The organism is Allopontixanthobacter confluentis, assembly GCF_009827615.1.
In the GTDB taxonomy this organism is placed as follows: domain Bacteria; phylum Pseudomonadota; class Alphaproteobacteria; order Sphingomonadales; family Sphingomonadaceae; genus Allopontixanthobacter; species Allopontixanthobacter confluentis.
Window position 1 is genome coordinate 917936 of record NZ_WTYU01000002.1, and the last position, 24785, is coordinate 942720.

At 58.3% G+C, this 24785-nt stretch carries 24 protein-coding genes and 2 tRNA genes; 13 read left to right on the forward strand and 13 right to left on the reverse strand.

Annotated features, from left to right (window positions below):
* Positions 1-45: 45 nt before the first annotated feature.
* The 6 genes from GRI44_RS12725 to GRI44_RS12750 form a co-directional block, all read right to left on the reverse strand.
* Entirely contained in the window at positions 46-663 is a 618-nt protein-coding gene (locus GRI44_RS12725; protein ID WP_160602114.1) for a GNAT family N-acetyltransferase, read from the reverse strand.
* Entirely contained in the window at positions 660-1757 is a 1098-nt protein-coding gene (gene lptG, locus GRI44_RS12730) for an LPS export ABC transporter permease LptG (RefSeq protein WP_160602115.1), read from the reverse strand. The genes GRI44_RS12725 and lptG overlap by 4 nt, the downstream gene beginning before the upstream one ends.
* Before the next feature lie 2 nt (positions 1758-1759).
* Positions 1760-2968 carry an LptF/LptG family permease gene (locus tag GRI44_RS12735; RefSeq protein WP_232843188.1) on the reverse strand — a complete coding sequence of 403 codons (1209 nt, stop codon included), beginning with the start codon at positions 2966-2968 and terminating at the stop codon, positions 1760-1762.
* A 246-nt stretch (positions 2969-3214) separates the two neighbouring features.
* Entirely contained in the window at positions 3215-3592 is a 378-nt protein-coding gene (gene clpS, locus GRI44_RS12740) for an ATP-dependent Clp protease adapter ClpS (protein ID WP_160602117.1), read from the reverse strand.
* A 282-nt stretch (positions 3593-3874) separates the two neighbouring features.
* Positions 3875-4687, reverse strand: a complete 813-nt coding sequence (locus GRI44_RS12745; protein WP_160602118.1) for a phasin family protein — start codon at positions 4685-4687, stop codon at positions 3875-3877.
* Between the two features lie 137 nt (positions 4688-4824).
* Positions 4825-6741 carry a PHA/PHB synthase family protein gene (locus GRI44_RS12750; RefSeq protein ID WP_160602119.1) on the reverse strand — a complete coding sequence of 639 codons (1917 nt, stop codon included), beginning with the start codon at positions 6739-6741 and terminating at the stop codon, positions 4825-4827.
* A gap of 167 nt (positions 6742-6908) precedes the next feature.
* On the opposite strand from GRI44_RS12750, the gene GRI44_RS12755 reads away from it, so the two are divergent.
* The 7 genes from GRI44_RS12755 (at position 6909) to GRI44_RS12785 (ending at position 11407) form a co-directional block, all read left to right on the forward strand.
* Positions 6909-8090, forward strand: a complete 1182-nt coding sequence (locus GRI44_RS12755; RefSeq protein WP_160602404.1) for an LL-diaminopimelate aminotransferase — start codon at positions 6909-6911, stop codon at positions 8088-8090.
* A 136-nt stretch (positions 8091-8226) separates the two neighbouring features.
* Entirely contained in the window at positions 8227-8754 is a 528-nt protein-coding gene (locus tag GRI44_RS12760) for a hypothetical protein (RefSeq protein ID WP_160602120.1), read from the forward strand.
* Between the two features lie 51 nt (positions 8755-8805).
* A complete protein-coding gene (locus GRI44_RS12765; protein ID WP_232843140.1) occupies positions 8806-9165 on the forward strand; it encodes a hypothetical protein in 360 nt (119 codons plus the stop codon).
* Between the two features lie 18 nt (positions 9166-9183).
* Positions 9184-9684: a hypothetical protein gene (locus tag GRI44_RS12770; protein ID WP_160602121.1), complete on the forward strand. Its 501-nt coding sequence runs from the start codon at positions 9184-9186 to the stop codon at positions 9682-9684.
* Between the two features lie 50 nt (positions 9685-9734).
* Positions 9735-10106, forward strand: coding sequence for a JAB domain-containing protein (locus GRI44_RS12775; protein WP_160602122.1), 372 nt, complete (start codon positions 9735-9737; stop codon positions 10104-10106).
* A gap of 46 nt (positions 10107-10152) precedes the next feature.
* Entirely contained in the window at positions 10153-10620 is a 468-nt protein-coding gene (locus GRI44_RS12780) for a winged helix-turn-helix domain-containing protein (RefSeq protein ID WP_160602123.1), read from the forward strand.
* Positions 10601-11407: a crotonase/enoyl-CoA hydratase family protein gene (locus GRI44_RS12785; RefSeq protein ID WP_160602124.1), complete on the forward strand. Its 807-nt coding sequence runs from the start codon at positions 10601-10603 to the stop codon at positions 11405-11407. Before GRI44_RS12780 ends, GRI44_RS12785 begins: the two co-directional genes overlap by 20 nt.
* A 50-nt stretch (positions 11408-11457) precedes the next feature.
* Here the strand turns inward: GRI44_RS12785 and GRI44_RS12790 are convergent, their stop codons facing one another.
* Entirely contained in the window at positions 11458-12237 is a 780-nt protein-coding gene (locus GRI44_RS12790; RefSeq protein WP_160602125.1) for an acyl-CoA thioesterase, read from the reverse strand.
* A 156-nt stretch (positions 12238-12393) separates the two neighbouring features.
* Here GRI44_RS12790 and GRI44_RS12795 point away from each other — a divergent pair.
* The 3 genes from GRI44_RS12795 (at position 12394) to GRI44_RS12805 (ending at position 13048) form a co-directional block, all read left to right on the forward strand.
* Positions 12394-12467, forward strand: a tRNA-Cys gene (locus GRI44_RS12795).
* A 32-nt stretch (positions 12468-12499) separates the two neighbouring features.
* A tRNA-Thr gene (locus GRI44_RS12800) sits at positions 12500-12575 on the forward strand.
* 230 nt (positions 12576-12805) lie between these two features.
* Entirely contained in the window at positions 12806-13048 is a 243-nt protein-coding gene (locus tag GRI44_RS12805; protein WP_160602126.1) for a hypothetical protein, read from the forward strand.
* A gap of 298 nt (positions 13049-13346) precedes the next feature.
* Here GRI44_RS12805 and GRI44_RS12810 read toward each other — a convergent pair whose 3' ends face one another.
* From GRI44_RS12810 to GRI44_RS12820, 3 genes are read right to left on the reverse strand one after another with little or no spacing between them, the layout of a single operon-like run.
* The gene (locus GRI44_RS12810) at positions 13347-14708 is read right to left on the reverse strand and encodes an NfrA family protein (RefSeq protein ID WP_160602127.1); all 1362 of its coding nucleotides are present in this window, start codon (positions 14706-14708) and stop codon (positions 13347-13349) included.
* Positions 14705-16162, reverse strand: a complete 1458-nt coding sequence (locus tag GRI44_RS12815) for a glycosyltransferase family 2 protein (protein ID WP_160602128.1) — start codon at positions 16160-16162, stop codon at positions 14705-14707. Before GRI44_RS12815 ends, GRI44_RS12810 begins: the two co-directional genes overlap by 4 nt.
* The gene (locus tag GRI44_RS12820; protein ID WP_160602129.1) at positions 16126-16806 is read right to left on the reverse strand and encodes a glycosyltransferase; all 681 of its coding nucleotides are present in this window, start codon (positions 16804-16806) and stop codon (positions 16126-16128) included. The genes GRI44_RS12815 and GRI44_RS12820 overlap by 37 nt, the downstream gene beginning before the upstream one ends.
* A gap of 800 nt (positions 16807-17606) precedes the next feature.
* On the opposite strand from GRI44_RS12820, the gene GRI44_RS12825 reads away from it, so the two are divergent.
* On the forward strand, positions 17607-18158 hold the full coding sequence (locus GRI44_RS12825; protein ID WP_160602130.1) for a DUF937 domain-containing protein: 552 nt from the start codon (positions 17607-17609) through the stop codon (positions 18156-18158).
* A 121-nt stretch (positions 18159-18279) separates the two neighbouring features.
* On the opposite strand, the gene GRI44_RS12830 is transcribed toward GRI44_RS12825, so the two are convergent.
* The gene (locus tag GRI44_RS12830) at positions 18280-20592 is read right to left on the reverse strand and encodes a putative bifunctional diguanylate cyclase/phosphodiesterase (RefSeq protein WP_160602131.1); all 2313 of its coding nucleotides are present in this window, start codon (positions 20590-20592) and stop codon (positions 18280-18282) included.
* A complete protein-coding gene (locus GRI44_RS12835; RefSeq protein ID WP_160602132.1) occupies positions 20589-21218 on the reverse strand; it encodes a cupredoxin domain-containing protein in 630 nt (209 codons plus the stop codon). Before GRI44_RS12835 ends, GRI44_RS12830 begins: the two co-directional genes overlap by 4 nt.
* Before the next feature lie 111 nt (positions 21219-21329).
* Here GRI44_RS12835 and GRI44_RS12840 point away from each other — a divergent pair, with 111 nt between their 5' ends.
* Both GRI44_RS12840 and GRI44_RS12845 read left to right on the forward strand, forming a co-directional pair.
* On the forward strand, positions 21330-22208 hold the full coding sequence (locus GRI44_RS12840; protein WP_160602133.1) for a DUF3034 family protein: 879 nt from the start codon (positions 21330-21332) through the stop codon (positions 22206-22208).
* 10 nt (positions 22209-22218) lie between these two features.
* Positions 22219-22755: a group I truncated hemoglobin gene (locus GRI44_RS12845; RefSeq protein ID WP_160602134.1), complete on the forward strand. Its 537-nt coding sequence runs from the start codon at positions 22219-22221 to the stop codon at positions 22753-22755.
* A gap of 45 nt (positions 22756-22800) precedes the next feature.
* Here GRI44_RS12845 and GRI44_RS12850 read toward each other — a convergent pair whose 3' ends face one another.
* Positions 22801-24492 (reverse strand): class I adenylate-forming enzyme family protein, encoded by a 1692-nt coding sequence (locus tag GRI44_RS12850; protein ID WP_408609208.1) that lies wholly within the window; start codon positions 24490-24492, stop codon positions 22801-22803.
* Between the last annotated feature and the right edge of the window lie 293 nt (positions 24493-24785).

Sequence of the window (24785 nt, forward strand, 5' to 3'; positions counted from 1 at the left end):
TGGTTTGACCCAAGACGCCGGAAGGCGAGCTTTGTTCCCGGCGGCCTAGCCGGCGATAAAGCGGATCATGGCAATTCTGTGTGGGGTGGGTCTGCCGGGGGCGGGCTCCGCTTCATCAGGCGGCGGTTGCGAACCATGCAGGCCTGCTTGCAAAGCGGACGCAGTCTCTTTTTCCAGCAGTTCTGCCAGGCGCGGGTGGGCCGACAGTTCTTCGACCGCGACAAATCCGAGTGCGCCGTAGAATGGCGCGTTCCATTCAACGTCCGAAAATGTCGTCAGGGTAAGGGCCTGAAATCCCGAATTGCGGGCATCGACAATGGCTGCGCGCACCAGGCCTGAACCCATGCCCATCCGCTGGCAATCTGCATGGACTGACAATTCGAGGATATGGATTTCGCGGCCAACACTGATGGCGCTGAGAAAACCGGCAATCCTGTTATCGCGCAGCGCCACCAGGCACCGGCCCTTGCCAATCAGGATGCGGTGCCGTTCCTGCGTGATAACTTCTGCATTGGCCAGATGCGCCAGTTGCGGTTCTGCCTTGAAAAGCTGCGCGGCAGATTGCTCAATGGCGGGCAGAAATTCTGCATCTTCCGGCCGGGCAAGGCGCAGAGACCACTTAGGCTGCGACCCTGCAGGGTGCGGCGATGCAGATGCCGTCATTCCTCAGTCCTGATCAACACGGTTTCGCCAATCAGCAGGAACAGGAAAAACGGTGCCCATGCCGCCAGCAGGGGTGGGTAGCCGCCAAAATTGCCCATGGCGAGAGCGGCGTTATCGACCACGAAATAGGCAAATCCCAGCCCCATGCCGATAATTGCGCGTACAAACAGCTGCCCCGATCGGGCCAGTCCGAAGGCCGCCACCGCCCCCAGCAAGGGCATCAAAAAGGCCGACAGTGGCCCCGAAATCTTGTGCCACCATTTGCCCCGCAATTCCGCAGTGCGGCGGCCCGCTGCCTCAAAGTCTTCAATGGATTGCGACAGTTTCCAGAAGCTCTGCGCATCGGCATCAATACTGTCGAGTTCGATCTGTTCCGGGGTGAGGCCGGGAGCCACCACGATCCGGTCAACAGTGGTTGTATCGGCGGTCTCGACATCAAACCGCGTGGCGTCCTGCAATTCCCAGCCCGGGGCGGCATAGACCGCTTTGCTGGCGCGGATCTGTTCGGACAGGATGCCGCCTTTATCGCGTTTATACCAGGTCACTGCGTTCATCTGCGTGGCGGCACCTGTTCCGGCGATGGAACTGGCTGCCAGGATATTGTCCCCATCCACCAGATAGACATTGGACTTGATGCCGGAATCCTGCGGGACAGGACCAAAATCATTGGCTTCCCACGCCTTCAGCGTCGCGGTGGAGCGTGTGACGACCCGTTCGTTGAAGGCAAAGCTGACCAGTGACACCACTGCCGCCGTCAACAGCAGCGGCGCCAGCACCTGATGGGCGGACAGGCCCGCAGCCTTCATGGCCACAACTTCGCTGTTCTGGTTCAGCGTGACGAGGGAGATGATGGTTGCCAGCAGCACCGAATAGGGCAGGAAACGCGCAATCACCTGCGGCACCCGCAGTGTGACATAGGTCCATAACTGGGCCTGCCCATTGCCCGGTGCGCCCAGAATTTTGCCGCTGGTGCTCAGCAGATCAAGCGACATCAGCACCAGCACCAGCACCGCCAGCATGGCGATGATACGCAGGGCAAACATCTTGGCCAGATAGAGGGTCAATGTGCGCGATGGGAAGAAATCAAGCTGCATGGCTATTGCGCCGCCTCCGGTTGCAGGTCGCCATCATCATCGATGACCGGTTCAAACCGGCGCCGTTTGCGGCGGAACAGTTTGCGGATTTTCTTGGCAATTTTGGCAGAGCCGCTTTCCAATGCGCCAATTGCCTGCCCGCCCGGAACATAGGCCACGCGGTAATACATCCACATGATCAGCGCGGCAAAAATCGCAAATGGCCCCCACAACGCCAGCACCGGATCCGCGCGGCCCAGCGTGGCAAAATCCTGCCCGTATTCATTCACCTTGTGATAGGCGACCACCATCACGATGGACAGGAAAACGCCCAATGCGGACGTTGACCGTTTGGGCGGGATAGCAAGCGAGATAGCCAGAAGCGGGAGCAGCAGCATCATCACAACCTCCACCATGCGGAAATTGAAGCTGGCCTGACTGGCATCGCGCTGGGTTTCGGTGCCTTCCGGGCTCCACCCGATGCGCAGAAGTTCGGGCAGGATATATTCGCGTTCGGCATCACCGCGCTGACGGAATTTTTCCATCGCCGGCAAATCTATTGGCAAATCATGGCGCGTGAAACTCAGCACACGGGGAGTGGAATTGCGGCCCCCTTGGGTGCCCATATCCTGCACGATGGTGCCATCGGTAAGACGCAGGATGATGGTGTCGGGATTGTCGGAGGTAGCAAGGAAATTGCCTTCGCGGGCAGATATGGACAGCACTTGCCCCTTGCTATTGGCCACGCGGGCAAAAATGCCGATCAGCTGGCGGCCTTCGTTGCGGCTTTCCTCGATCCGAAGGGCAGTGCGGTCCGCCAGGGTGGTGAATTCGCCCACCTTGATGGAAGCGCCCAGCGCGCCGGAACGCAATTCATATTCCAACTGCTCGTAATAATAGCGGCTCATTGGCTGGACGTAGAAAACCAGCGCCACATTCAGCCCCACCATCAGCGCGGTGATGATGTAGGGCATGCGCAGCAGCCGACCATATCCCAGGCCCACTGCACGCAGCACGTCCAGTTCGCTGGAAGTGGCCAGTTTGCGGAATGCCAGCAGAATGCCCAGCAGCAGGCCGAGCGGGATTGCCAGGCTGGCATATTCAGGGACAAGGCTGGCCAGCATCTTGAAGACGACGCCCACCGGCCCGCCTTCGGTCGCGACAAAGTCGAACAGGCGCAGCATCTTGTCCAGCGTGAACAGCGATGCTGCCAGCACGAAAACGCCGATCATGGGCACCAGCACCAGCCGCAGAATATACCGGTCTATGGCGGGAATGAATTTGAACAAGGTCGCGCAGCCTGCCGGTTAGCGGTGAAAGGTGTCGCGCGCCCTTAGCGCGAATTTCGCTGGCGGTCATGCCTTCTGTTATGCTGGCTTTGAACCCGGCTAATTACCCAGCCCCAGATGTGGCGGCCTGTTAGCAGTCAAGCCATACGCGCTCAGGCCAGAAACGCTCAGGCCACACGCGCCGGCGCCTTATGCCTTTTCCAGCGTGCATTGCAGCGGATGCTGGTTCTGCCGCGCGAAATCCATCACTTCGTTAACCTTGGTCTCGGCCACTTCGTAGGAAAAGACGCCGCAGATGCCGACACCTTTCTGGTGGACATGCAGCATCACCCGGGTCGCCTGATCAATATCCATGCGGAAAAACCGCTTCAGCACCATCACCACAAATTCCATGGGCGTGTAATCGTCGTTCAGCAGCAAAACCTTGTATTGGCTTGGCTTCTTCGTCTTGGTCTGGGTTTTGGTCGCAATGCCGACCTGGTTGCCGCCATCGCCGCCATCCTCTTTTTTGTCGGATGCGCGGGGGGTGAACAAAGCTGGTTCAGGATGATGGGGTCGGACTGTCATGGCAGCCGTAATATCGTATCGAGTTGACCCAGCGCAAGATGCTGCGCGTAATTTGGCCGCGCCCGCCCGCTGTTCCAACGTAAAATGGTCAAGGACGAAAGGGCACAGGCAGGTTCGCATATTGCCCGACACGTAAACGGGGCCAGAATCGCAAACGGGGCAGAATCGCAAACGGGGCAGAATCGCAAACGGGCCGGACGGTGAAAACCGTCCGGCCCGCTTTGAAATGCGTCAGCGTGATGTGCTCCACCGGGTCAAGGCGCCGGTGTCAGCACTCAGGCTTCAGGCTGCCTTGCGGACTTTGTCCATGGCAACGCTCATGCGGCTGGAAATTGGCGCGAACGCTTCATTTGCCAGCTTGACCCATGCTTCGGTGGTCTTGGAAACGGTTGCCACGGTCGCATCGAAATTGCGGCTGGCAATCTTGCTCTGCAACTGAGCGAATTCGGTCGGCGACTTTACCGCAGCGATTTCCCTGGCGTCAGAAGCGATGGCCGCAGCAGCAGCTTTGCCGTCAGCAACGTAGGACTTGGCCATGTCCTGCATACCCGATGCCAGGATCTTGCCGGCTTCGACAACAGCTTCAACGTTCTGCTTGCTGAAATCGCCCATGTCCGAAGCAAGCACAGTGCCCTTTTCGTAAACGGTCTTGGCGCGGGTCTGAAGATCAGCAAAGCCGTCCTTGACCTGTGCGGAATAATCGGCGGTGGTTTCTTTAGCCTTGGTCATGATGGTATCCCTGTAGTTTGATGTCTTGGTGTCTGCCGGTGCGGCAATTTTGCGCGCGGCAGCCGTTTTGCGGGCTGCGGGCTTCGCAGCAGTCTTCCTGGCGGCGACCTTTTTGGCTGCAGCTTTCTTCACCGGCGCTTTGCGCTTTGCAGCGGGCTTGCGGGCAGGCGTTGCTGCAGCGGCTTTGGTTGCAGCCGGTTTAGCTGCTGGCTTGGCGTCTGCTTCGACAGCTTGGGCCACAGCCGCAATGTTCACGGTATCGTCTGCCTTCTTTGCCGGAGCATTGGCTTCGACATTCTTTGCAGCGGCATCGGCAATTGCCTTTTGCGTTGCTGCATCGATCTTGCTTGCGGCTTGATCAGCCATAATAAAAATCCTTGTGCTTCCAACGCCCGTCCAAACGAGCTTTATGTTGCAGTGCACAAAATAGGCATTGCAGCTGGTAAGTCAAGCATTTTTGTGCAGTGCAGCAAAAACCGTGAATGATATGTGATTACAGGAAGTTAGCGCGTCATCACATAACGGCCCGGCGCATCTTCAATCACAATATCACCTTTTGCACCGGGTTTGCGTTTGCCGGTGGCGGGCACTTTTGCGCTATCCACGCTGGTCAGCCACTCAAACCAGTCGGGCCACCAGCTGCCCTTGTGTTCTTCGGCGCCCGCAATGAATTCATCCAGCGAGGAAACATCCTTGTCGTTGCGCCAATATTGGTACTTGTTGGCAGCAGGCGGGTTGACCACGCCGGCAATATGGCCCGACCCTGCAAGCACAAACCGCATTGGCCCGGAAAACTGGTCCATAATGCGCCAGACGCTGGTGGCAGGTGCGATATGGTCTTCCTTGCCGGCCTGGATGTAGCAGGGCGTTTTGACTTGGGTCAGATCAATCGGCGTGCCGTCCGCCGACATGGAATCTGGCACCACCAACCGGTTGTCGCGGTACAGATCAATCAGATAGCTCTTGTGCCATTTGGCCGGCAGGTTGGTGACATCACCATTCCAGTGCAGCATATCAAATGCGGGATAATCCTCGCCCAGCAGGTAATTGTTGACCACGTAATTCCAGATCAGATCCGTGCCGCGCAGCAGATTGAACGTGGCCGCCATCACCCGGCCATCCAGATAGCCATCAGTGGCCATGCTATCGATTGCCTTGATCTGCGCTTCATCGACAAAGTGCAGCAATTCGCCTGCCTGTTTGAAATCGACCTGCGCGGTAAAGAATGTCGCGCTTGCTACCTTGTCCGCCTCGCCCCGGCGCGCCAGGATCGCCAGCGTTGCCGCCAGCGTGGTCCCGGCCACACAATAGCCGATGGTATGCACAGATTTGACCTTCAGCCGCGCCCTTACATGGTCAATCGCATCCATCTGCGCGCGGATATAATCATCCCACACCACGTCCTTCATCGACGCATCGGCTGATTTCCAGCTGACCATGAAAGTGGTGATCCCCTGCGCCGCAGACCAGCTGACGAAACTTTTCTTGGGGTTGAGATCAAGGATATAGAACCGATTGATCCATGGCGGGAAAATCACCAGCGGCGTTTCCAGCACCTGGTCCGTCGTGGGGCTATATTGGATGAGCTGGTAAAGCTCGGTTTCATGCACCACCTTGCCCGGCGTGATGGCGATGTTATCGCCCAGCGTGAATGCTTCGGGATCGGTATGGGTCAATTGGCCGCGCTTCAGATCGGCCATCAGATGTTCCATGCCCTTAACCAGATTTTCCCCACCGGATTCCAGCGTGCGTTCCAGCACCAGCGGATTGGTGGCGGGGAAATTGGCCGGGCTGAGAGCGTCGATCATGGCGCTGGTGGCAAAGCGCAATTGTTCGCGTTTGGCCGCGTCAATGCCGCCAATATCATCCACCATCGCGTTCAGCCGTTCGGCCAGCATCAGATAGGTCTGATGGATCAGGGCAAAAACCGGCTGGTTCTGCCATTTGGGATCGGCAAAGCGGCGGTCGGTGCGGGGCAACTGCGGCGCGCTGTCAGCATCCACCGTGCCATCATCGCCAAACCGGTATTGGCCCAGCACAGATTGCCACAAGGCAACACTGTCATCCACCATCTGCTTCTGCCGCGCAGGATCGGCCATCGGCATCAGTTCATACCATTTCTGCGCCATGCCAAGCCACTGCGCCGGGTCAAACATGGCCGCAACCGGGTTCGCCGCGGATGTCTGGCTCGACTGGAAATCCGCCCACATGGTGTGCAGCCTGCCGGCCACATCGTTCCATTGTGCCATCGCATCTGCATCAGGCGCCATCTGTCCGGACGTCATCCCGGGCATCATCTGGGCAGGCATCAGCATTGGCAGCATCTGACCCCAGAAAGCCTGCATCTGCTGGGCCTGCGCCTGCATCAATTCGCTGAAGGTTTCGTCGGATTTGCTGGCGCCTGCCATATCGGGCCTCATTCTGAGAAAATTGCATGACACATCCGCGATGTGCCTTTGTCGGTGTTTTTGCCTTATAGGATTGCGCGAGAGCGATTGCACCTATGCAATTGTTGCTTGTCTGATAATCAGGCCGGAAGATCAACACAGCCAGGGGCAAACCGCCCTGAAACGCACCAAGGGATATGATGGATACCGATTTCTACCGCATGAAGCGCCTGCCGCCATACGTGATTGCCGAAGTAAACGGCCTGCGTCACGCGGCCCGGCGTGAAGGCAGAGATATCATCGACCTTGGGATGGGCAACCCGGACCAGCCGCCGCCAGCCCATGTGATCGAAAAATTATGCGAAGTGGCGCGCAAGCCCAGCGCCCATGGCTATTCCCAGTCGCGCGGTATTCCCGGCTTGCGGCGCGCACAGGCCAATTATTATGGCCGCCGCTTCGGGGTCGATCTGGACCCGGAAACAGAAGTGGTGGTGACCATGGGGTCCAAGGAAGGGCTGGCCAGCCTTGCCAATGCCATCACCGCGCCCGGTGATGTGGTGCTGGCGCCCAACCCGTCTTACCCGATCCACACCTTCGGTTTTATCATTGCAGGGGCCACTATTCGCTCCGTGCCAACCACGCCCAATGAAGATTACTGGCGCGCGCTCGACAATGCGATGGCCTTTACCGTGCCGCGCCCAAGTGTGCTGGTGGTGAATTACCCGTCCAATCCCACCGCAGAAGTGGTCGACCTGGCATTTTACGAACGGCTGGTGGCATGGGCAAAGGAAAACGAGGTCTGGGTGCTGTCCGACCTTGCCTATTCCGAACTCTATTTTGACGGCAATCCCACGCCGTCGATCATGCAGGTGCCCGGCGCGAAGGATGTCGCGGTGGAATTCACTTCCATGTCCAAGACCTATTCCATGGCCGGGTGGCGCATGGGCTTTGCGGTGGGCAACAGGGCGCTGATTGCCGCGATGACGCGGGTGAAAAGCTACCTCGATTATGGCGCATTCACGCCCATCCAGGCGGCCGCCTGCGCGGCATTGAATGGCCCGCAGGATATCGTGGAAAGCAACCGGCTCCTGTATCACAAGCGCCGCGATGTGATGGTGGAAGCGTTTGGCCGTGCCGGCTGGGACATTCCGCCGCCGCCTGCATCCATGTTCGCATGGGCACCGCTGCCGCCGGCCTTGAAAGCCATGGGCAGTCTCGAATTTTCCAAGCAATTGCTGGAACACGCCGAAGTCGCCGTGGCACCGGGTGTCGGCTATGGCGAGGAAGGCGAAGGCTTTGTCCGCATCGCCATGGTGGAAAATGAACAGCGGCTGCGCCAGGCGGCGCGCAATGTGAAACGCTATCTGGCGAGTGTTACCTGACGCCGCTGGCCAAATTCAACTGCATGACAAGTTTGCCGAATCGCCGCCATTAACCTAGCAAGGGCAGGTTATGGCAAAGGAACCATCAGTGATTGGCGAAGCCACCAGGACGCTGACTGTAAAACAGCGCGCGGTGATGGAAGGTATCGACCGGCGACAGCCAATCAAGCTGATCGCCGGTGAAATGGGTGTTTCCGAAACTCGCATCAACCAGCATATCCGCGCCTTGAAGGGCATTTACGGCGCATCCAGCCTGAATGAACTGGTGGAAGAATTCCGCAAAAGCGAGCCTGAAAAGCCTGAAGATGCGCCAGCTGAAGGAGCCATTCCCCCCTTCAGAAATGTTGCATACAGCATTAAGCAGCTGCCAGAACTGGACATTCCCAGCCAGAAGTTGACCCGGGATGACCCCGGTTCGATTAGGGTGTCCGATGCACATGTGGTCGCACGCGATGCGCTTTGGGCACACGATATCGAACCGGTGGTCGTCTTCGGGGCGCTCGACGGTGATAACGCCGTCCTATACCGTCTCGCTGTTATGGTCGGACTGGCGTTTGGCATGATTGCCGCAGTGGTCCTGGTCGTATCAGCGGCGCTTTCCCTAAGCGAGGTGCTGGATGGACAGGCTTCCGTTCCCGTAGACAACCAGGGTGCAACCGGTTGAGCCTGGCTGCGCCCGGAGTTTTCCGGAGACATTGCGATGACTACCGAAGCAATGACGGCCCACACAATGACGGCCAAAATGCGCGCGGATGCGCTGAATATACGCAAGCTGATGCGCGAAGCAGAAGCGCTGTCCGACGAAGCGATGCTGGCATGTGCGCGGCTGAAACAGGCCATGCTGCTTGCGCGGCAAAACCCCGAAGTGCCGCTTGATGCCGGCCAGCGCGCCATCATGCGTCTGGTTCAGGCGGAACAGCAGGCATTGTCCATGTCCACCAGCCTGCTGCGGGTGCATGACGAATTGAGCAAGGTCGCCCGTGAACGTGCCGGCCCGGATGAAGATTTCCCCACCATTATCGAACCAAGCGCGCTCAATGCCATGCCAGCACAGCAGATGCAGGAAGCAGCATAGGCCAGTGAAGGCACCATTTTGCAGCTGATTCTGGACAACCGGGCCCTCATCCAGTTTGCCCTGATGGCAGTGGTGTGCCTGCTCGCGCTCAGAAAAGGTGGTGGGCCGGAACGGGGCGTTGCGCTGGTGCTGCTGTCCATGTTCATCATCGACCGGGTCTACCATCTGGTGCTGGACCGGGGCGTGACCCTGTCGTCGGTCGATCTTTTTCATGCTGCGCTTGATTTTGCGGCAGCCATTGCGCTGGTGGTCATCGCCCTGCGCGCCAACCGGATGTACACGCTATGGATTGCAGGCCTGCAACTGATTGCGCTGAGTGCGCATCTGGCGCGCGAGATGACGTCGGGCATGACGCCGATTGCCTATGCCATACTCTACATCCTCCCGTCCTATTTTCAGATACTGGCTTTGGCAATGGGCCTGCAGATGCATCTAAAGCGGCAAAAGCGGTATGGCCCTTACAGGGGATGGCGCAGGTCTTCCGCGGGCTCGGATGGGCTACGGGGCGTCCGGCGGTGAGTTTCTCCACTGGGGGGCGGGGGCTCCGCCAGCCTTGCCGTACAATCGCTGTGCCGCTTGCTGACCCGCGGTTTCTCACCTTCGTCCGGTCGCACTTTGAAAATGCCCGGGAAGAACGGCTGCATGTCACCTATCTGGATTCGGCCGGCCACTATCTGGCCGATGAAACGCTGGCGACAGGTCTGACCCATTGCGCTGCCACCCGCGCCCGCACCCTGTTTGCCAAGGCGATGGCCGCCGATGCCAAGGGATTTATTCTGGCCCATAACCACCCTTCGGGCATTTGCCGGCCAAGCGAAGATGACATCCGTTCGACAGACCGCGTGCGCCATCTGGCAGCGGCGCTGGATATTCCGCTCATCGATCATCTGATTGTCACTACCGCACATATTTATAGCATGCAGTCTGGCCGGCTGCTGTGATGTGTATAATGCCGGCGTTCCGCCTCGATTTATCCGGCTGACACATATGGATCGCGCATCTTTTCTCGCCGGGGCTGAAATGCTGCCACGCCATTTTCGCGCTGGCCCGGTGATGCTCGACCTGTTTCACCGGGATGGCAGTATTGATGGCCGCTGGCTGGGGCTCCACCCGCGCGAGTTCGAATTGTTCTGGCGGCTGGCAGAATGCGCCGGCCAGCCCCTTTCGCGCAAGCGGTTGCTGGCTGAAGTATGGCGGATCGACTATGATCCTGAAACCAACCGGGTCGAAGTGCATGTGGCCCGCCTGCGCGCAAAATTGCACGTTTTCAGCGCAAGCTGGCTGATCGTGACGGTGCCTGCAGGCTATCTGCTTGATGCGGCTGCCTATCCTGTTCTGCGAACAGACGATTGCCCGGCCACCCCGCAACAATATCTGGACAGCTACCTTCGGTTGGGCAACGATAGGTGCACAGCAGAAATTACAGGTGATGCAGATGAATTTCTCCCCGAATGACCGTGTTTCAATCACCATGGGCGATCATGGCGTGGCGCAGGTGCGGCTGGTGCGCGGCGACAAGATGAATGCTCTTGATCCGGAAATGTTTGAACGCATCATCGAGGCTGGCCATGCTTTGCAAAAGGCCCGCGGGCTAAGAGCGGTGGTCCTGTCGGGGGAAGGCAAGTCATTTTGCGCCGGGCTGGACACGGCCAGTTTCGGGCAGGAACCAGCACCTGACCAACCGGGCCTTACCGAGCGGACTTACGGCAATTCCAACAAATTCCAGCAAGTCGCGACGCAATGGCGCAAATTGCCGGTCCCGGTCATCGCGGCCATCCACGGTGTGTGCTTTGGCGGGGGGATGCAGATTGCCAGCGGGGCGGATATCCGCATTGCCGCGCCCGATGCCCGCATGGCCATCATGGAACTGAAATGGGGGCTGGTGCCGGACATGGGCGGTTATGCCCTGTGGCGCGGACTGGTGCGGGATGATGTGCTGCGCGAACTGGTTTATACCAATCGCCAGTTCAGCGGGGAAGAAGCAGCCGCGATGGGCTTGGCCACTTTTGTGGATGCAGACCCCCTCGGCCGCGCCACTGCTCTGGCGCAGGAAATCGCCAGTCGTAACCCGCACGCCATTCGCGCTGCCAAGCGGCTGTCCAACGCCATGCACGACCGCTCGACTGACGAATTGCTGATGGAAGAAAGTATCGAACAGCACGCCATCATGCGCACGCCCAACCAGATCGAGGCAGTGATGGCTGGCATGGCACAACGCCCGGCCAGATTTACCGACGTTTAGCGGCGCGCGTTATCCAGCCTGACAGCATACCAGCCGTTTTCGATCAATTGTCAGCCAAATATGGCGACTGACTGGATGCCCGATGTGACCTGGGTGCCATCGGTATTCCACATCCGCAGCCGTTCGCTGGAATAGCCATGATCGGCATGGTCGCTGGCAGTTTCCGCCAGCCACCATCCGTCGCGCGTATGCGGTTCGGCTTCCAGAAGGTTGAAGGACCAGTTGATCGAACTGATCGGCCCGCGCCGTTCCATTAACCGCACGGCCGAGGGCGGCAATGTGTCACCCATCAAGATGATTTCCGACACCGGATCCAGACCTGACGGCTCTCGCAGCCTGACCCACCGGCGCACCACTGGTTCGCCCGCATTCACCCGGTCGGCTGTGTAACGCACTTCGTAATTATTGGTGAGGAAGCCGGGCGCCTGCTGCGATACTGCATTTGCCCCGTCTTCAGGAGCGCCGGGCGCGCCATCCAGGGGTGCCGCACTGTGGCGGCCATTGGCTTCGCGCTGGGTGCCGAACAGCCAGAAAGCAGTCAGCGCCACCTTGCCATCGCACAGAATTTCGCTGCGCAACTGGGCCACGTTCCGGCCCTCACGGATCATCTCGCAGCGCAATTCCATGTCCGTGCCAACAGGGGCGACAAACCCGATCTGGGCTGCCCGCAAAGGCGGCAAACCGGGAAAGCTGCGCGTGGCTACAGCATAAGCGATCAGCGCCGATGCGCCGCCATATAATGTCCGGCCCTGCATCCATTGTGCTGCGCCGGGCAGAGACAGCGTGCCTCCGCCTGCCTGTATCGGCTCGATCAGATGTCCAATGCTCATGGCAAAGTTTCATAAAGAAACTTTGCCGCATGGCCAGCCCTGTTGGCGGCGGCCCAATCAATTTCCCAAGAAGCGGATTGCCTTGGCCCGCGCCACGCGCTAGGGGGCCGCTTCCTTTGCAGTTCAGCGCCATGGGTGATGGGCTGTTGAAGGAATGGCCCGATGGCGGAGTGGTTACGTAGGGGACTGCAAATCCTCGCACGCCGGTTCGATTCCGGCTCGGGCCTCCATATTCCAGCAGCTGCCACCCGCAGCGCGCAGGGCCGCTTTAGCTCAGTTGGTAGAGCACATCATTCGTAATGATGGGGTCAGGTGTTCGAGTCACCTAAGCGGCACCACCACTTCCAGTAGGAAAAATCGAGACTTGAAGCGGAAAGGCCGTTCGGCTGGTCGCGTCTTTGGGTCCTGCTTGGGGCGCTTTGGGTAGGAAAATAGGCAGTACCCATGCCAACCCACTCGGCGGTTGCAGTTCATTGTGAGCCTTCCTGAACGTCTGTAGGTGGTTTGGCAACAGACAGGCCTGATTGGCGGCCAGCCGTTGGTGCCGGTCGTGACCGCCTAACCGTCCGTGCAACTCAGCGGAGCGAACTGCCGATCTGAGCAGGCGCGTTGTCTGAAGGAATCTATCAATGACCCCCTGGCAAACCGATGCAAAATCGCGGTCATCGTTGCCGAAGCGTGGGGGAAAGAAGCACTTCTTGCGCATCAACGGGAAGCAAAGCTCCTCGCGATCCTAAGTGATGCGGATATTGCGATCGCGCGACAATTTGCTGAAGAGGCTCAAAATCAGGAAAATACTGGATACAACTAAACTGGTTCTTGCCCGAGCAAATGCATCGGCTAACGCAACCAGGGTGATCGGCTAGGGAAGGGCAAGTCACCGCAAGGAGATGTCAGCCAGCCACTTTCGCTGGTGCAACTCATAGCCGAGGTGCCCCACCTGGAGGTAATGATGCATGGGGACTTTTCTCTAATGGTATTTTGACGAGCGTTAGTACTCCGCACCGCGTAGTGAGTAGCAATGTCCGAAATTGGGTCGTTAGCTGACAACCCGTTCTGATTTGAAAAGCGTGCTCTGCTATGTGTCGCCTTCTCGGTCATTCGCTTGATCAGGTGCCGAAGCTTAAGACCACACTGAGACCTTGTATTTGCTCTGCGCCGCTAATGCCCGCGCGATATTGGACCGTCAGGTCGACATACGAAGGTGTTGCGCCAACGCCCCGATTGGCAAGCCATCGACGGGCACTCAATCCTCCCCCGACTGCAGTGCCCCATTGGTCATTTCGGCTGCTGTCATATCCGGCGTAGGCCAGCGCGTGCGGGGTAACGATGATATCGCTAATGTTGAAAGCGCGTCCATATCGCCCTTCGAATGCCCCGTAGGCCACATCTGCATCGATCAGATATGCAAGGTCCCCGTAAAGGCGCCATGCCGTCCAGTCTGAACGTCCGCGCATGACATCTAATCCATTCTCCTGGGAAAATGCCGCACGCAGACCCCAGTCATCTATAGCAGCGTCATTGAGCGCAATCAGGCGGCTAGCTTCCAGCACGAGGTTGGCGTTGGACAGGGGCTTGTATTGCAGGCCTGCCCAACCCTGCACGACATCGCTCATCAGGCCGTCATCATTCAGTTGAGTTGCAACAAAGGTGCGCCCGAACAGCGTGAGCGGTCGGCCATTTTGCCAACCGAATGGCCGATAGCCCAGCTCAAGCCCACCCTGCAGTGTCTGTCCCGTTGTCGAACCCTGATTGAACAGCGCCAAAGGCTGGTCGCTTTCTGCATAAGCAATCTGCCCGCTCAGGCTCCAGCGATTTGCCAGGAGTGTGATCTCTCGTTCAATTGCGGCGCGCTGGCCTGCATCAAGTGGCCCGTCCTGCTGCCGCGCAAGGCCTTGCCGGAAAAGTTGCACTGCACGGTCGTCGAGCCCACGGCGCTTGGCACTATAAGCGGCGTCCAGCAATTGCTGGCGGTTCATCGTGTCTGGAACTGGTCCATCGTCGAGCAGTGACTGAGCCAACCGGTCGTCGCCAGCCGCTATCGCAACCATCATCCAGTCGACTGATCCCTGCAGCGAAACAAGCGGATCGCTGGCAGCCTGCGCCAAAATTCCAAGCGCGGCCTCTCGCTGGCCCGCCATGACATATGAATAGACAGCAGCGCGGAAGCGATAGTCCCGCGCATCGCCATCCTGAGTCAGCGATGCTGCACGCTGGTAGGCTTCTGCCGCTTCTGTCCATTGTTCAACGGCCCCGGCTTCCTGCCCCAGCAGCGCCCAGTATTCACCGTTTAGAGGAGCCGCTGTCACCGCCTGGCGGGCCTGTTGGAGCGCTGCAGCGTGATCGCCAGCAGCCTGCAGCCGATATGCCTGTTCGGCGGCCTCATATGCCTGCGTCGTTTGTGCGCTGGCAGGGGCTGCTGGAATTACCCCGATCAGTACAGCCACAATGAGAGCGTTCTTCAGGGTCATGCTGTTTCTTTCTGTTGGTCGACGATCATCAACCTCTGTTCAAGTGCGAGCTTAGCAATGATGTCGCCATCGATAATTCCGCGCGCAACAAGATATTCCCCGAAGGTTCCGTGCAGGGCCGGTCGATATTTCCGCATCGCGGTCTTGATCGCTTTGCGTGACACCAGTCCGCCCTCAAGCAGCATTTCATGAAGCAGTGGAACTCCCAGAGCCTTTTGGGTCGGCGCTGTTTCATCATTCAACCGCTTGATTGTGGCCACCAGTTGGCTTTCAGGCGCAATAAGCTGAACGAATTTTCCGCCCAGGCGCTCGATCATGCGCTTCGATTCTTCGTCGGAAAGTGGGCGAGCAAAAGCGATCTTCAAGCGACCCTTATCACTGACGCCAATCGGAAGTGCTCGCAGTCGGAGTGAGACGTCCGCTGGTAGCCGACCATGAAATGCCTTTGCGGCCTCCAAATTCACTTCCGTAAATGGCAGTCCTGTTTGGCTCGCAACTGCTTCAGTCAAAAGCATTTCATCAAGGCCTTTGCGCAGCAGAATAACGCCCAGGTTCTCTCCCGTGCTAGATTGTTCGATTAACGCAGCGTCACGGTCGGTTGCAGAAACGGCTTCCCATTCAACAAGTATGTCGCCCAGAGCGCGCTTGTCTTGTACCAGCCATTCTCGCGTCGGAAACCGATGTGCTGTCTTGTCCCAAGCTATGTTCTCTTTGGTGATCTTGCTTCGCACAAATATCCTGAGCGCGCGCATCGTTGCCAAGAAGTTGACGACACTGGCGAGGAATATGCGCGGCAAAGCCATCATCGCGTGCCCCCACCCATAGATAATATGCGTGAAATACATGCGCTGCGCTACACGCGCCAACAGCGCGAACGCGTTGAATATCAGCAGCGAGGTTTCAAACGGACTAGCGTCAAAAAGCAAAAATCGGGGTAGTCCCATCCGCGAGGAAGCTATGTTGAGAACGATGTAATTGATCGCCAAGAAATAGCCAACGATGGCAAGTGTTGGCGTCAGAATTGCTTTTCGGTCACGAAATAGGAAATAATTTGCGATCGGCGATTTGCTCCAGCCGAGTTGCTCCCAACCCTGTAAGGCGATCCCAAGTGTCCATCGTGCCTTTTGGCGATACGATGTGCGGATCGTGTTGGGAAAGTGTTCGCGCACACATAGTGGCATCTCGAATTGCAGAATTTGCGAAGGACCCATCCCCAGGAGCGAGCGACGTCTTACGCGGAATTCCACCGGATATTGTGCGATAATGGATGTCTGCCCGCGGGCCGCCAGACGCGTGGCGATGTCGTAATCTTCTGTCAGCGTTGCGCTGTTGAAGGGTTCCTGGCCATTTTCCATCAGCAGCAACATGGCATCTCGTGAAAAACATGTGCCAACGCCTGCAGAAGGGACCGAACCAGTCAGCACTTCCCGAACCACCAGATCCTTGGCATGCATTCGGCGAACTCATCCATGTAAATGCCAGCAACCAGATCGCGATAACCCTGTTCTAATGAGACAACAGGCAGCTGGATCAAATCTTTATACGGAAGCAGATAGTTGAAATATTTAAGTTCCAGCGGATGTAGAACATCTTCGCTATCGTGCAGGATGATACCTGCAAACGCAATTTCCTCGCGCGCTTCATGCGCCAATATTTCAGCTACAATGTAGTTTAGGCAATCAGCTTTGCAGGTCGGTCCGCCATGAGGAAGTTCGACCTTTTTGACTCGGCGATATCGCTTGGCGAGCCGTTCTGCCTCGGCAATTGTCTGCGGATCGTTGGCATAAACTCCGGCAAAAATCGTATAATTTTCATATGTTAATGTTGAGATCGCATTATCGACCATTGCCGCAATTACATCGTGCTCCTGCCAGGCTGGAAGCATTATAGCCAGATGTTGTTCGGGCCGCGCGAGCAAGGCTTGCACCGGCGCCTTGTGATGCTTTTGGAACAAGCGATGTTTCAGCCGTCGTGCCCAATAAACGGCATCTATGAACAAGTCATCGATTGATGAAAGTGTGACGAGCACAATCGTGACCAGAGCCAAAATTTGCAGCACGTATTCGTAGGAGGAGAGAAAGCCTGCGAACGATATCAATCAGATAACCCTATTTAAAAGAGCGGTGCCCCTTTGGCCGGACAGCAAAATCCGCATATCCGTACTTATCATGGCAGTCGATCATTATTATGTAATTGCTGCATAAAATTCGGATTGTCGCAGAGAGCTTGCATTAGGTGTCAATTGCTAGTGATTGCTAGGCATGGCGCTAACTTTAGATGCCGCCTTGTTCGTAATGGTCCTGCAAGTCGCGAGTTGGGCCGTCAGATGACAGTCGGCTTTTATAAAAAAGCGGGATTAGCGGCCAGTCCGCTTTTGGTGAAATGGCAGATGCAAATCCAGTCACCAGCCGGTGTCGATGAGATATAGCGAAGGTCACTTTTCTGCAATTTTTCCTACCAAAGCGCTTTCACGAGGAAACCGCATTGAATGTACCGAACCCGTAACTGGATCCTGCGTGGGTAGAGCCAAATTTAGGTCAAAAATTGAGCCCTGAAAGCTTGGAAAACCTCGCTTTCTGGCGAGTGCTTTCATCTCATTCGTAATGATGGGGCAGGTGTTCGAGTCACCTAAGCGGCAACATACCTTCAAATATGGAAATGCGTCATTCAGAACTGGTGGGGCGTTCGGTTGGTTCGTCAGCGTGCCATGCTTCGGGTGGGTTTGGGCTGGGGCGGTTGGTCAAAACATGCTAAGCGCAGCTTGACCCATTATTGCGCCCAAACAGCCTATGACATTCTCACCGCGTGAACCGGAGCGTCGCCGAGGTTTGGTGCTCCTGCATTGCTAATCCTCTGTAATCGCGTAAGGAAGTTCGCCATACTCACTAGGAGCCCACGATGGACATCAATGATATTCTGCGATCGCAAGGCGGCCTTGAATCGATCGCTGCGCAACTGGGCATCTCGGAAGAACAGGCGATGCAAGGGGCAACCGCGCTGCTTCCTTCGATCCTGACTGGTTTTGGAGATCGCGCTGAAGGCGAGACACAGAGCGGCGCAGGCGGTCTTGGTGCAATTCTTGAATCGCTCGGCGGGGCAGATCTGACCCGCAATGTCGTTGGCCCGCAGCCGACCGAGGTGGGTAAGGGCAACGACATTCTCGGACAGATTTTTGGTTCAAAAACTGTCAGTCGGGACGTCGCGAGCGAGGCATCTCAGACAACGGGTCTGGACCCGGCCCTGCTCAAGAAAATGCTCCCGATTGTTGCGATGCTGGTTGCTGGATATCTGTCGTCGCAGTCCAACCGTCCAGGACAGAGCGGCGGACTGGGTTCCGTATTGGGTCAGGTGCTTGGCGGCCTGGCTGGTGGCGGTGCTGCTGGCGGTGCCGGCGGTCTCGGTGGCGGCCTGGGGGGAGTGCTCGGCTCTATCCTGAGCGGCAGGCGTTAGGCGACAAAGCGCCAAAAGCCGGTCAACCGAGACCTGAATTGGGCCCTCTTGTCGCGCTTTGCAAAATGCCGCGACCCGCGGGCAATCGCGCGGTCTAGCGGACAGGACTGACTCGCTGCTGTCAGGCAACTCTGGTCAGCAATTTGCCCTGTTCATCACCTAGCACCCATGTCCGCACATCCTGTGCGGACATCGGTTTGCTCAGCAGGAAGCCCTGCACATTGCGGCAGCCTTCGCGCCGCAGGATGTCGAGCTGTTCAATTTCCTCAACCCCTTCGGCCAGCGTTTCCATGCCCAGCGCATCTGCCAGGGTGGTGATGGCGCGGATGATGGCATGGCCGTTGCCGCCATTGGCAAGATCAGTCACGAAAGACCGGTCGATCTTGACCTTGTCGAACGGGAAAGATCGCAGATAGCTGAGGGAGGAATAGCCAGTGCCGAAATCATCCAGCGCAATCTTCACGCCCAGTCCGCGCAGGCTGTAAAGCGTTGCCATGGTCTTTTCGACATTGGCGATAAATACGCTCTCGGTAATTTCCAGTTCCAGCCGGTCAGCCGAGATGCCGGAGGAGGCAATGGCGCTGAGGATTTTGCCCGCCAGACCGGGAGACGCAAACTGTTTGGGCGAGACATTGACCGCGACCGACAGGTCAGTTTCCCACATGCTGGCCTGATGGCATGCTTCTCTCAGCACCCATTCGCCAATGGGGTGGATCAGCCCTGTTTCTTCGGCCAGCGGAATGAATTCAAGCGGGCTGATCTGGCCGCGTTCCGGATGCTGCCACCGGATCAGCGCTTCGAACCCTTTGAGCTTTTCTTCGGTCAGGCTGTAAAGGGGCTGGAAATAGAGCTCAAATTCACCCTCGCCAATGGCGCGCCGCAAATCCAGTTCCATCTGGCGCCGCAAACGTGCCTGTTCATCCAGCGATGGCTCGAAGAAATGATGGCCTGATTTGCCGTCCCGCTTGGCGCGGTAGAGTGCCAGGTCGGCGTGTTTCATCAATATATTGCCATCATCGCCATCACCGGGCGCGACGGCGATGCCAAGGCTGGCCGAACAATCGGCCACTTGCCCGTCGATGGTGACATGACGCATGAAACAGGCCTGCACCCGCCGCGCGATGCCCGCCAGACTGGCATCGCAATCCACACCGTCGATCAGAATGGCAAATTCATCACCGCCGAGGCGGGCAATGGTCGCTTCGGGCAATTCTGCGATAAGGTGGCCGGCCACATTGCGCAGCAGCGTATCGCCTGCCGGATGGCCCAGCGTGTCGTTGACCACCTTGAAATCATCAAGGTCGATATAGATCACCATCAGGCGATCGTCGGCTTTGCGGCGGGCGAGTGCCTGCGACAGCTGTTCGACGAACAGCTTGCGGTTGGGCAGGTTGGTCAGCCCGTCATGCAGGCCGACATGGACAATGCGTTTCTCGCGTTCGTCGATGGCCTTGATCATGGCGTTGAAACTGCTGGCCAGACGGCCAATTTCATCGTCAGTCCTGACTGTGACTTCCACCTGGCGCCCTTCGCCGATCAGGCGCGTGGCTTCATCCAGCTTGCGCAGAGGCGCGGTGATGGAAAGCGATACTTTCCAGCTCAGGGCGATGACTAGGCACAGGCCTGCCACTGCCAGCAACGCCAGCAGCCATTTCAGGCTGGCATATTCGGCCAACGATCCGCTGAGGGAATGGCGCAGGATAAGGCGTGGGTCCAGCCTGTCCTGCAGCGCTGGCAGGGCTGAAATGCGGTACAGGAAACGGTCGCCTTCGCTGCGTTCAAACACACGGCCCAGCGGCGCAGAAAGCAGGGCTGGCGGCGTATCCCCCTTGCGCACGACCTGTGCGGCCAGATCCACCGCCGCCAGTTTTACCAGACGGTCCATTGCCGTCTGGTCCAGCGGCTGGGTGACCACCAGCCAGCCGACCAGATCGGGAACCTCCACCGGTGATGCAGCGGCCAGCGCGACATCATTGCCAAGGCGGATGACGCCATATTCTACCCCTTGATCCAGCGGACCCCAGAGGCTGTTGCCATCGGGCAGCACGTCGCCTGTCGAGCCGATAACCGACCCGTCATACCCCACCACGAATGCGGCGCTGCTGCGGGACCGGTCGCGCAGACTGTCGAGCGCGCTGGCAATGGTGGCCCGATCATTGGTGGCGACAGCTTCACGAAAGCCGAAATCGCGCGATAGCACGTCGGAAGCACTGCGCATCTGGCGCGCACGAAGGTCCAGTATTTCCTCGAACACACGCGCATTGGCAGCCAGATCGCGTGTGGCATTGTTCTCGCCAAAACGCGCAATTGCCTGGCCGACAATCACCATCAGCACGGCGATAACGGCGGCAAACAGGCTGGCATACAGCACTGCAATGCGCAGCCGCAACGTGCCAAAGCGCAGCCCCTTTACCCGGTGCAAAGCGCCGATCATTTCAGCGTGACGGTAAATTTGCGGGACAGATTGCCGGTGACAGACACCGTGCTGACGGTTTCATTGCCCGGCGCACGCAAGCGGGGGTGCCACAGCGTTACCTTGGCCATGCCGCCCGGCACACCTGACACTGTCATTATGCCATTATGGTCCGTCTTGCCCGCAAATGGCGTATCGACCACACGGATATAGCCGCGCATGTCATCGTGTATCTTGCAACCAAGCGCGACAGAACCGGTAATCGGGAAGGCGCGGCTGCGGGTCTGGTCGCGTCCGTAAAGATCAAATTCGAACCGGGCGATCCTGGAAAAACTGTAGATGCTGTGCCGAACCCGGTCGAGGTTGGGAAAAACCACCGCACTGCCCTTGGCCACAACCAATGTGCCGGGCGTGAATTGCAGGTCCTTTTGCGCCATCGCCGCGCGTCCGGGGAAACGGAAGGAAGCGTTGGGGCCGCTGGCAGGGCTAATTTCCACCACCGCATCGCGCACCGGCACGCCGCGCGCATCCACCAGCTGGATGCGCACATCTGCCCCACCTGCAGCGAGCGACGTTGCCGCCGGTAAGGCCATGGCAAGAATGGCAAGAGGGGCGAGCGGGGCGAGGGGCGCAACGAATTTTTTCACTAGGGCGATGCCGCTACCGGCAAACTCTTAACAAACGGCTGCGTGCAGATGATTGCGAAACGGGGCGCATTCATTATCAGCAATTTAACCAAGCGGCGGCAGATGCGCTGCATGAAAGCATTTCTTACCCCTGCCGCACTGACAATCGCTGTGGCAATCTGCCCTGTGCAAACTGCTGCACAGGATAGCGATTTTCTGCCTGGCGGCAAGCTGGTGCTGACCAATGCAACCAGCAGCATCGAAGGGTCCAGCGGCGGCGGCATTGCCACATGGGCCACCATCGGCGGGCTGGAAACAGACCGCGGCTTCGGTGTGACAGGCCATGCCACCATCATTGAATTGCCGGATTATGGCTGGCAAAGCCACGGCATTGCCATAGGCATCGCAAACCGGGTCGAGCTTTCCTATGCGCGGCAGAATTTTGACACCCGCAATGTTGGCGCGGCGCTGGGCCTGGGGCGCGGTTACACTCTTAATCAGGATGTGTTCGGCGCAAAACTGCGCGTGGCAGGCGACCTTGTGTATGGCGATCCGCTGATGCCGCAAATCAGCATCGGCGTGCAGCATAAACGCAATCTGGACGGCGCTGTTACCCGCGCTGTAGGGGCAGCGAGCGCCAACGGGACGGATTTTGTGGTGAGTGCAAGCAAGCTGCTGTTATCTCGCAGCATGCTGCTATCTGCCACGGCCCGCTATACCGCTGCCAACCAGACCGGCCTTTTGGGTTTCGGCAGCGGCACGCGGCATGATTACGCCATAGAGTTTGAAGGATCAGCCGCGTATCAATTGTCCCGCCGCGCAGTGCTGGGCGCTGAATTTCGCAGCAAGCCTGACCGGCTGGGGCTGGGCGAAGATGACTGGATGGATCTGTTCGCAGCCTATGCTGTCACCGATAATCTGACCCTGACCGCAGCCTATGCCGACCTGGGTTCCATCGCCACGTTTGAAGATCAGCGCGGCGCATTCTTGTCAGCGCAGCTGGCATTTTAGGACAACCGACATGTTTTCCGTAATTTTCGCTCTTGCCATGATGCAGCAAAGCCCGCCCGATAGCGCCGAGCCGGTTGATTGGGACAAGGAATTCGGGGTGGAAGAACAGGCCCGTGACCCGCAGACAGGCGAAATTCCGGTGGCTGAATACCCGCAATCGCATGACAATGCCGGCGCCGCGCCGATGGATGATGCCGCCATCGCGGCCCATTTCGGCGGGCGCGAAGGCATCCGCATGATCGCTGCCCGCACGGTGGAACTGTCAGAAAACGACCCGCGCATCGCGGCCATTTTCATAGCGCATGATACGGTGCGGCTAAAGCGGACATTGGCTGAACAATTCTGCTATCTGCTGGCCGCTGGCTGCGATTACACCGGCCGCGATATGGCCGCCGCCCACGCCGCCATGGGCGTCAGGATGGCGGATATGAATGCGCTGGTGGAAAACCTGCAACAGGCAATGCGCGAACATGATGTGCCATTTGCCGCCCAGAACCGCCTGCTGGCCAAACTTGCCCCCATGTCACGCGACGTGATCACGCGCTAGCTGACTGGCAAGCCGGTCATGGGCCGGTTCGTGATGCCGATGTGCCTATGACCCCGGCTCGGCCTCGAACAGCGCGTAGAGATCGCGCTTCAATATTTTGCCATTGGCATTCCGGGGCAATGTATCTTCTGAAAAAACCACCCGCACCGGCACTTTGAACTTGGCAATGCGTGCTGCCACCCATTCCTGCAATTCAGCCTGCGTCGCACTGGTGCCGGGCGCCAGATGCACCACGGCTGCCGGTTCTTCGCCCAATGTGCGGTGCGGCAGGCCCACCAGCGCGGCATCGGTCACTGCCGGATGGTCATACAGCACATTTTCCACCTCGGACGAGTAGATGTTTTCCCCGCCGCGGATGATCATGTCCTTGGCCCGGTCCACAATGGTGCAGAACCCTTCTTCATCCACGCAGGCCAGATCACCCGTGCGGACCCAGCCGTTCACGAATGTCTCGGCCGTGGCATCAGGCTTGTTCCAGTATCCTTTGACGATCTGCGGGCCGCGCGCCCATAATTCGCCCACTTCGCCCACCGGCATTTCCTGCGTGCCTGTTTCATCCATGATGCGGATATCGCTTACCGCAACGGGCGGCCCGCAACTGGTGGGGCGGTTGAGATAATCTTCGCTCAGATGGCCGGTTACAGTTGCCATGGTTTCCGTCATGCCCCAGCCATTGCCGGGCAATGCGCCGAAGGTTTCGTAAATCTTGCGGACCAGTTCAGGCGCGGCAGGCGCGCCGCCATAGGATATGACTTCCAGCGATGACAGATCATGGTTTTCGCGGGCCGGATGTTCGATCATCTGCCACGCAATGGTTGGCACGCCGCCGGTAGTATTCACCTTTTCACGCTCGATGATCTCGAACGCCTTTACCGTGTCCCAGCGGTGCATGAAGATGAGGGTGTTGCCAGCCCAGATGCTGCCCATCAGCCCCGCCGAACAGGCCGTGACATGGAACAGCGGGATGACTGTCAGGCCCGTTTTATGCGCCGGACCGGGCAGGTCTTCCCCCCGCCGCAGAACAGCCACGGCGGCATTATAGGCAGAAGCCATGATGTTGCTGGCAAGGTTGCGATGCGAACCCAGCGCCCCCTTGGGATTGCCGGTGGTGCCGCTGGTGTAGAAAATGGTCGCTGCATCATCAGGTGCAACCTCCGCATCTGGCAATTCGCGGGCTGGCAGGCGGGCATAGGATGGCGGCGATCCGATGATATCATCCAGCCTTTCGGCAATGCCGGTCAGGCCATTTGTGCGCGAAACATTGGGTATGCGAGAGATAAGGGCACCTTCGACTGCCGGACACATGCCCAGATGCGGCACGATCCTGTCCCACCGTTCGTCATCGCAGATCAGCAGGCGCGCGCCGGAATCAGACAGGCCATAGGCCAGTTCCGGCCCCGTCCACCATGCGTTGAGCGGCACGCAGATAGCGCCGATGGTGGTGGCGGCAAAAAATGCCACTGGCCATTCGGGCAAATTGCGCATCGCCAGCGCCACCCGGTCCCCCTTGCCAATGCCGCGCGCGACCAACTCGTGCGCCAGTGCCGCCGTTGCGCGATGCCACGCATCATAGGTGACGCGTTCATCCTCATAGATCAGAAATTCCCGCTGCCCGTGTGAGCGGCCCGTTGCGGCAATATCGCGCAAGCTGTGAGGCGCGTTTTTCCAGATGCGGGTGGGGACGCCGCCAATGTCCGCGCTGGCCATTTCAAACCGCTGGCCCGGCGCTGTAAGCATGGCCTTGCATTCACCGATGCTGCGGGCGGGCCAGCCAGCAGGCGCTGTCCAGCCGATGGCACTGGCCAGGTCCGATGCAGATTGATGGGCCCCGTGTTTATGCGCCCCGTGTTTATGCGCCCCGTGTTGATGCGACATGTATGCAGCCCTCTTCCGGCATGGGTTTGATGGTGTTTTTCGCGCCATGCTTTGGCGTCTTTCATGTGCGCCTTAGTAGGGTCAGAAATTCGCACCTTGCAAGTGTTGTTCAAGCGGCAGGCAGGCAAAGCGCCACGCATATGCACGCCAAATAC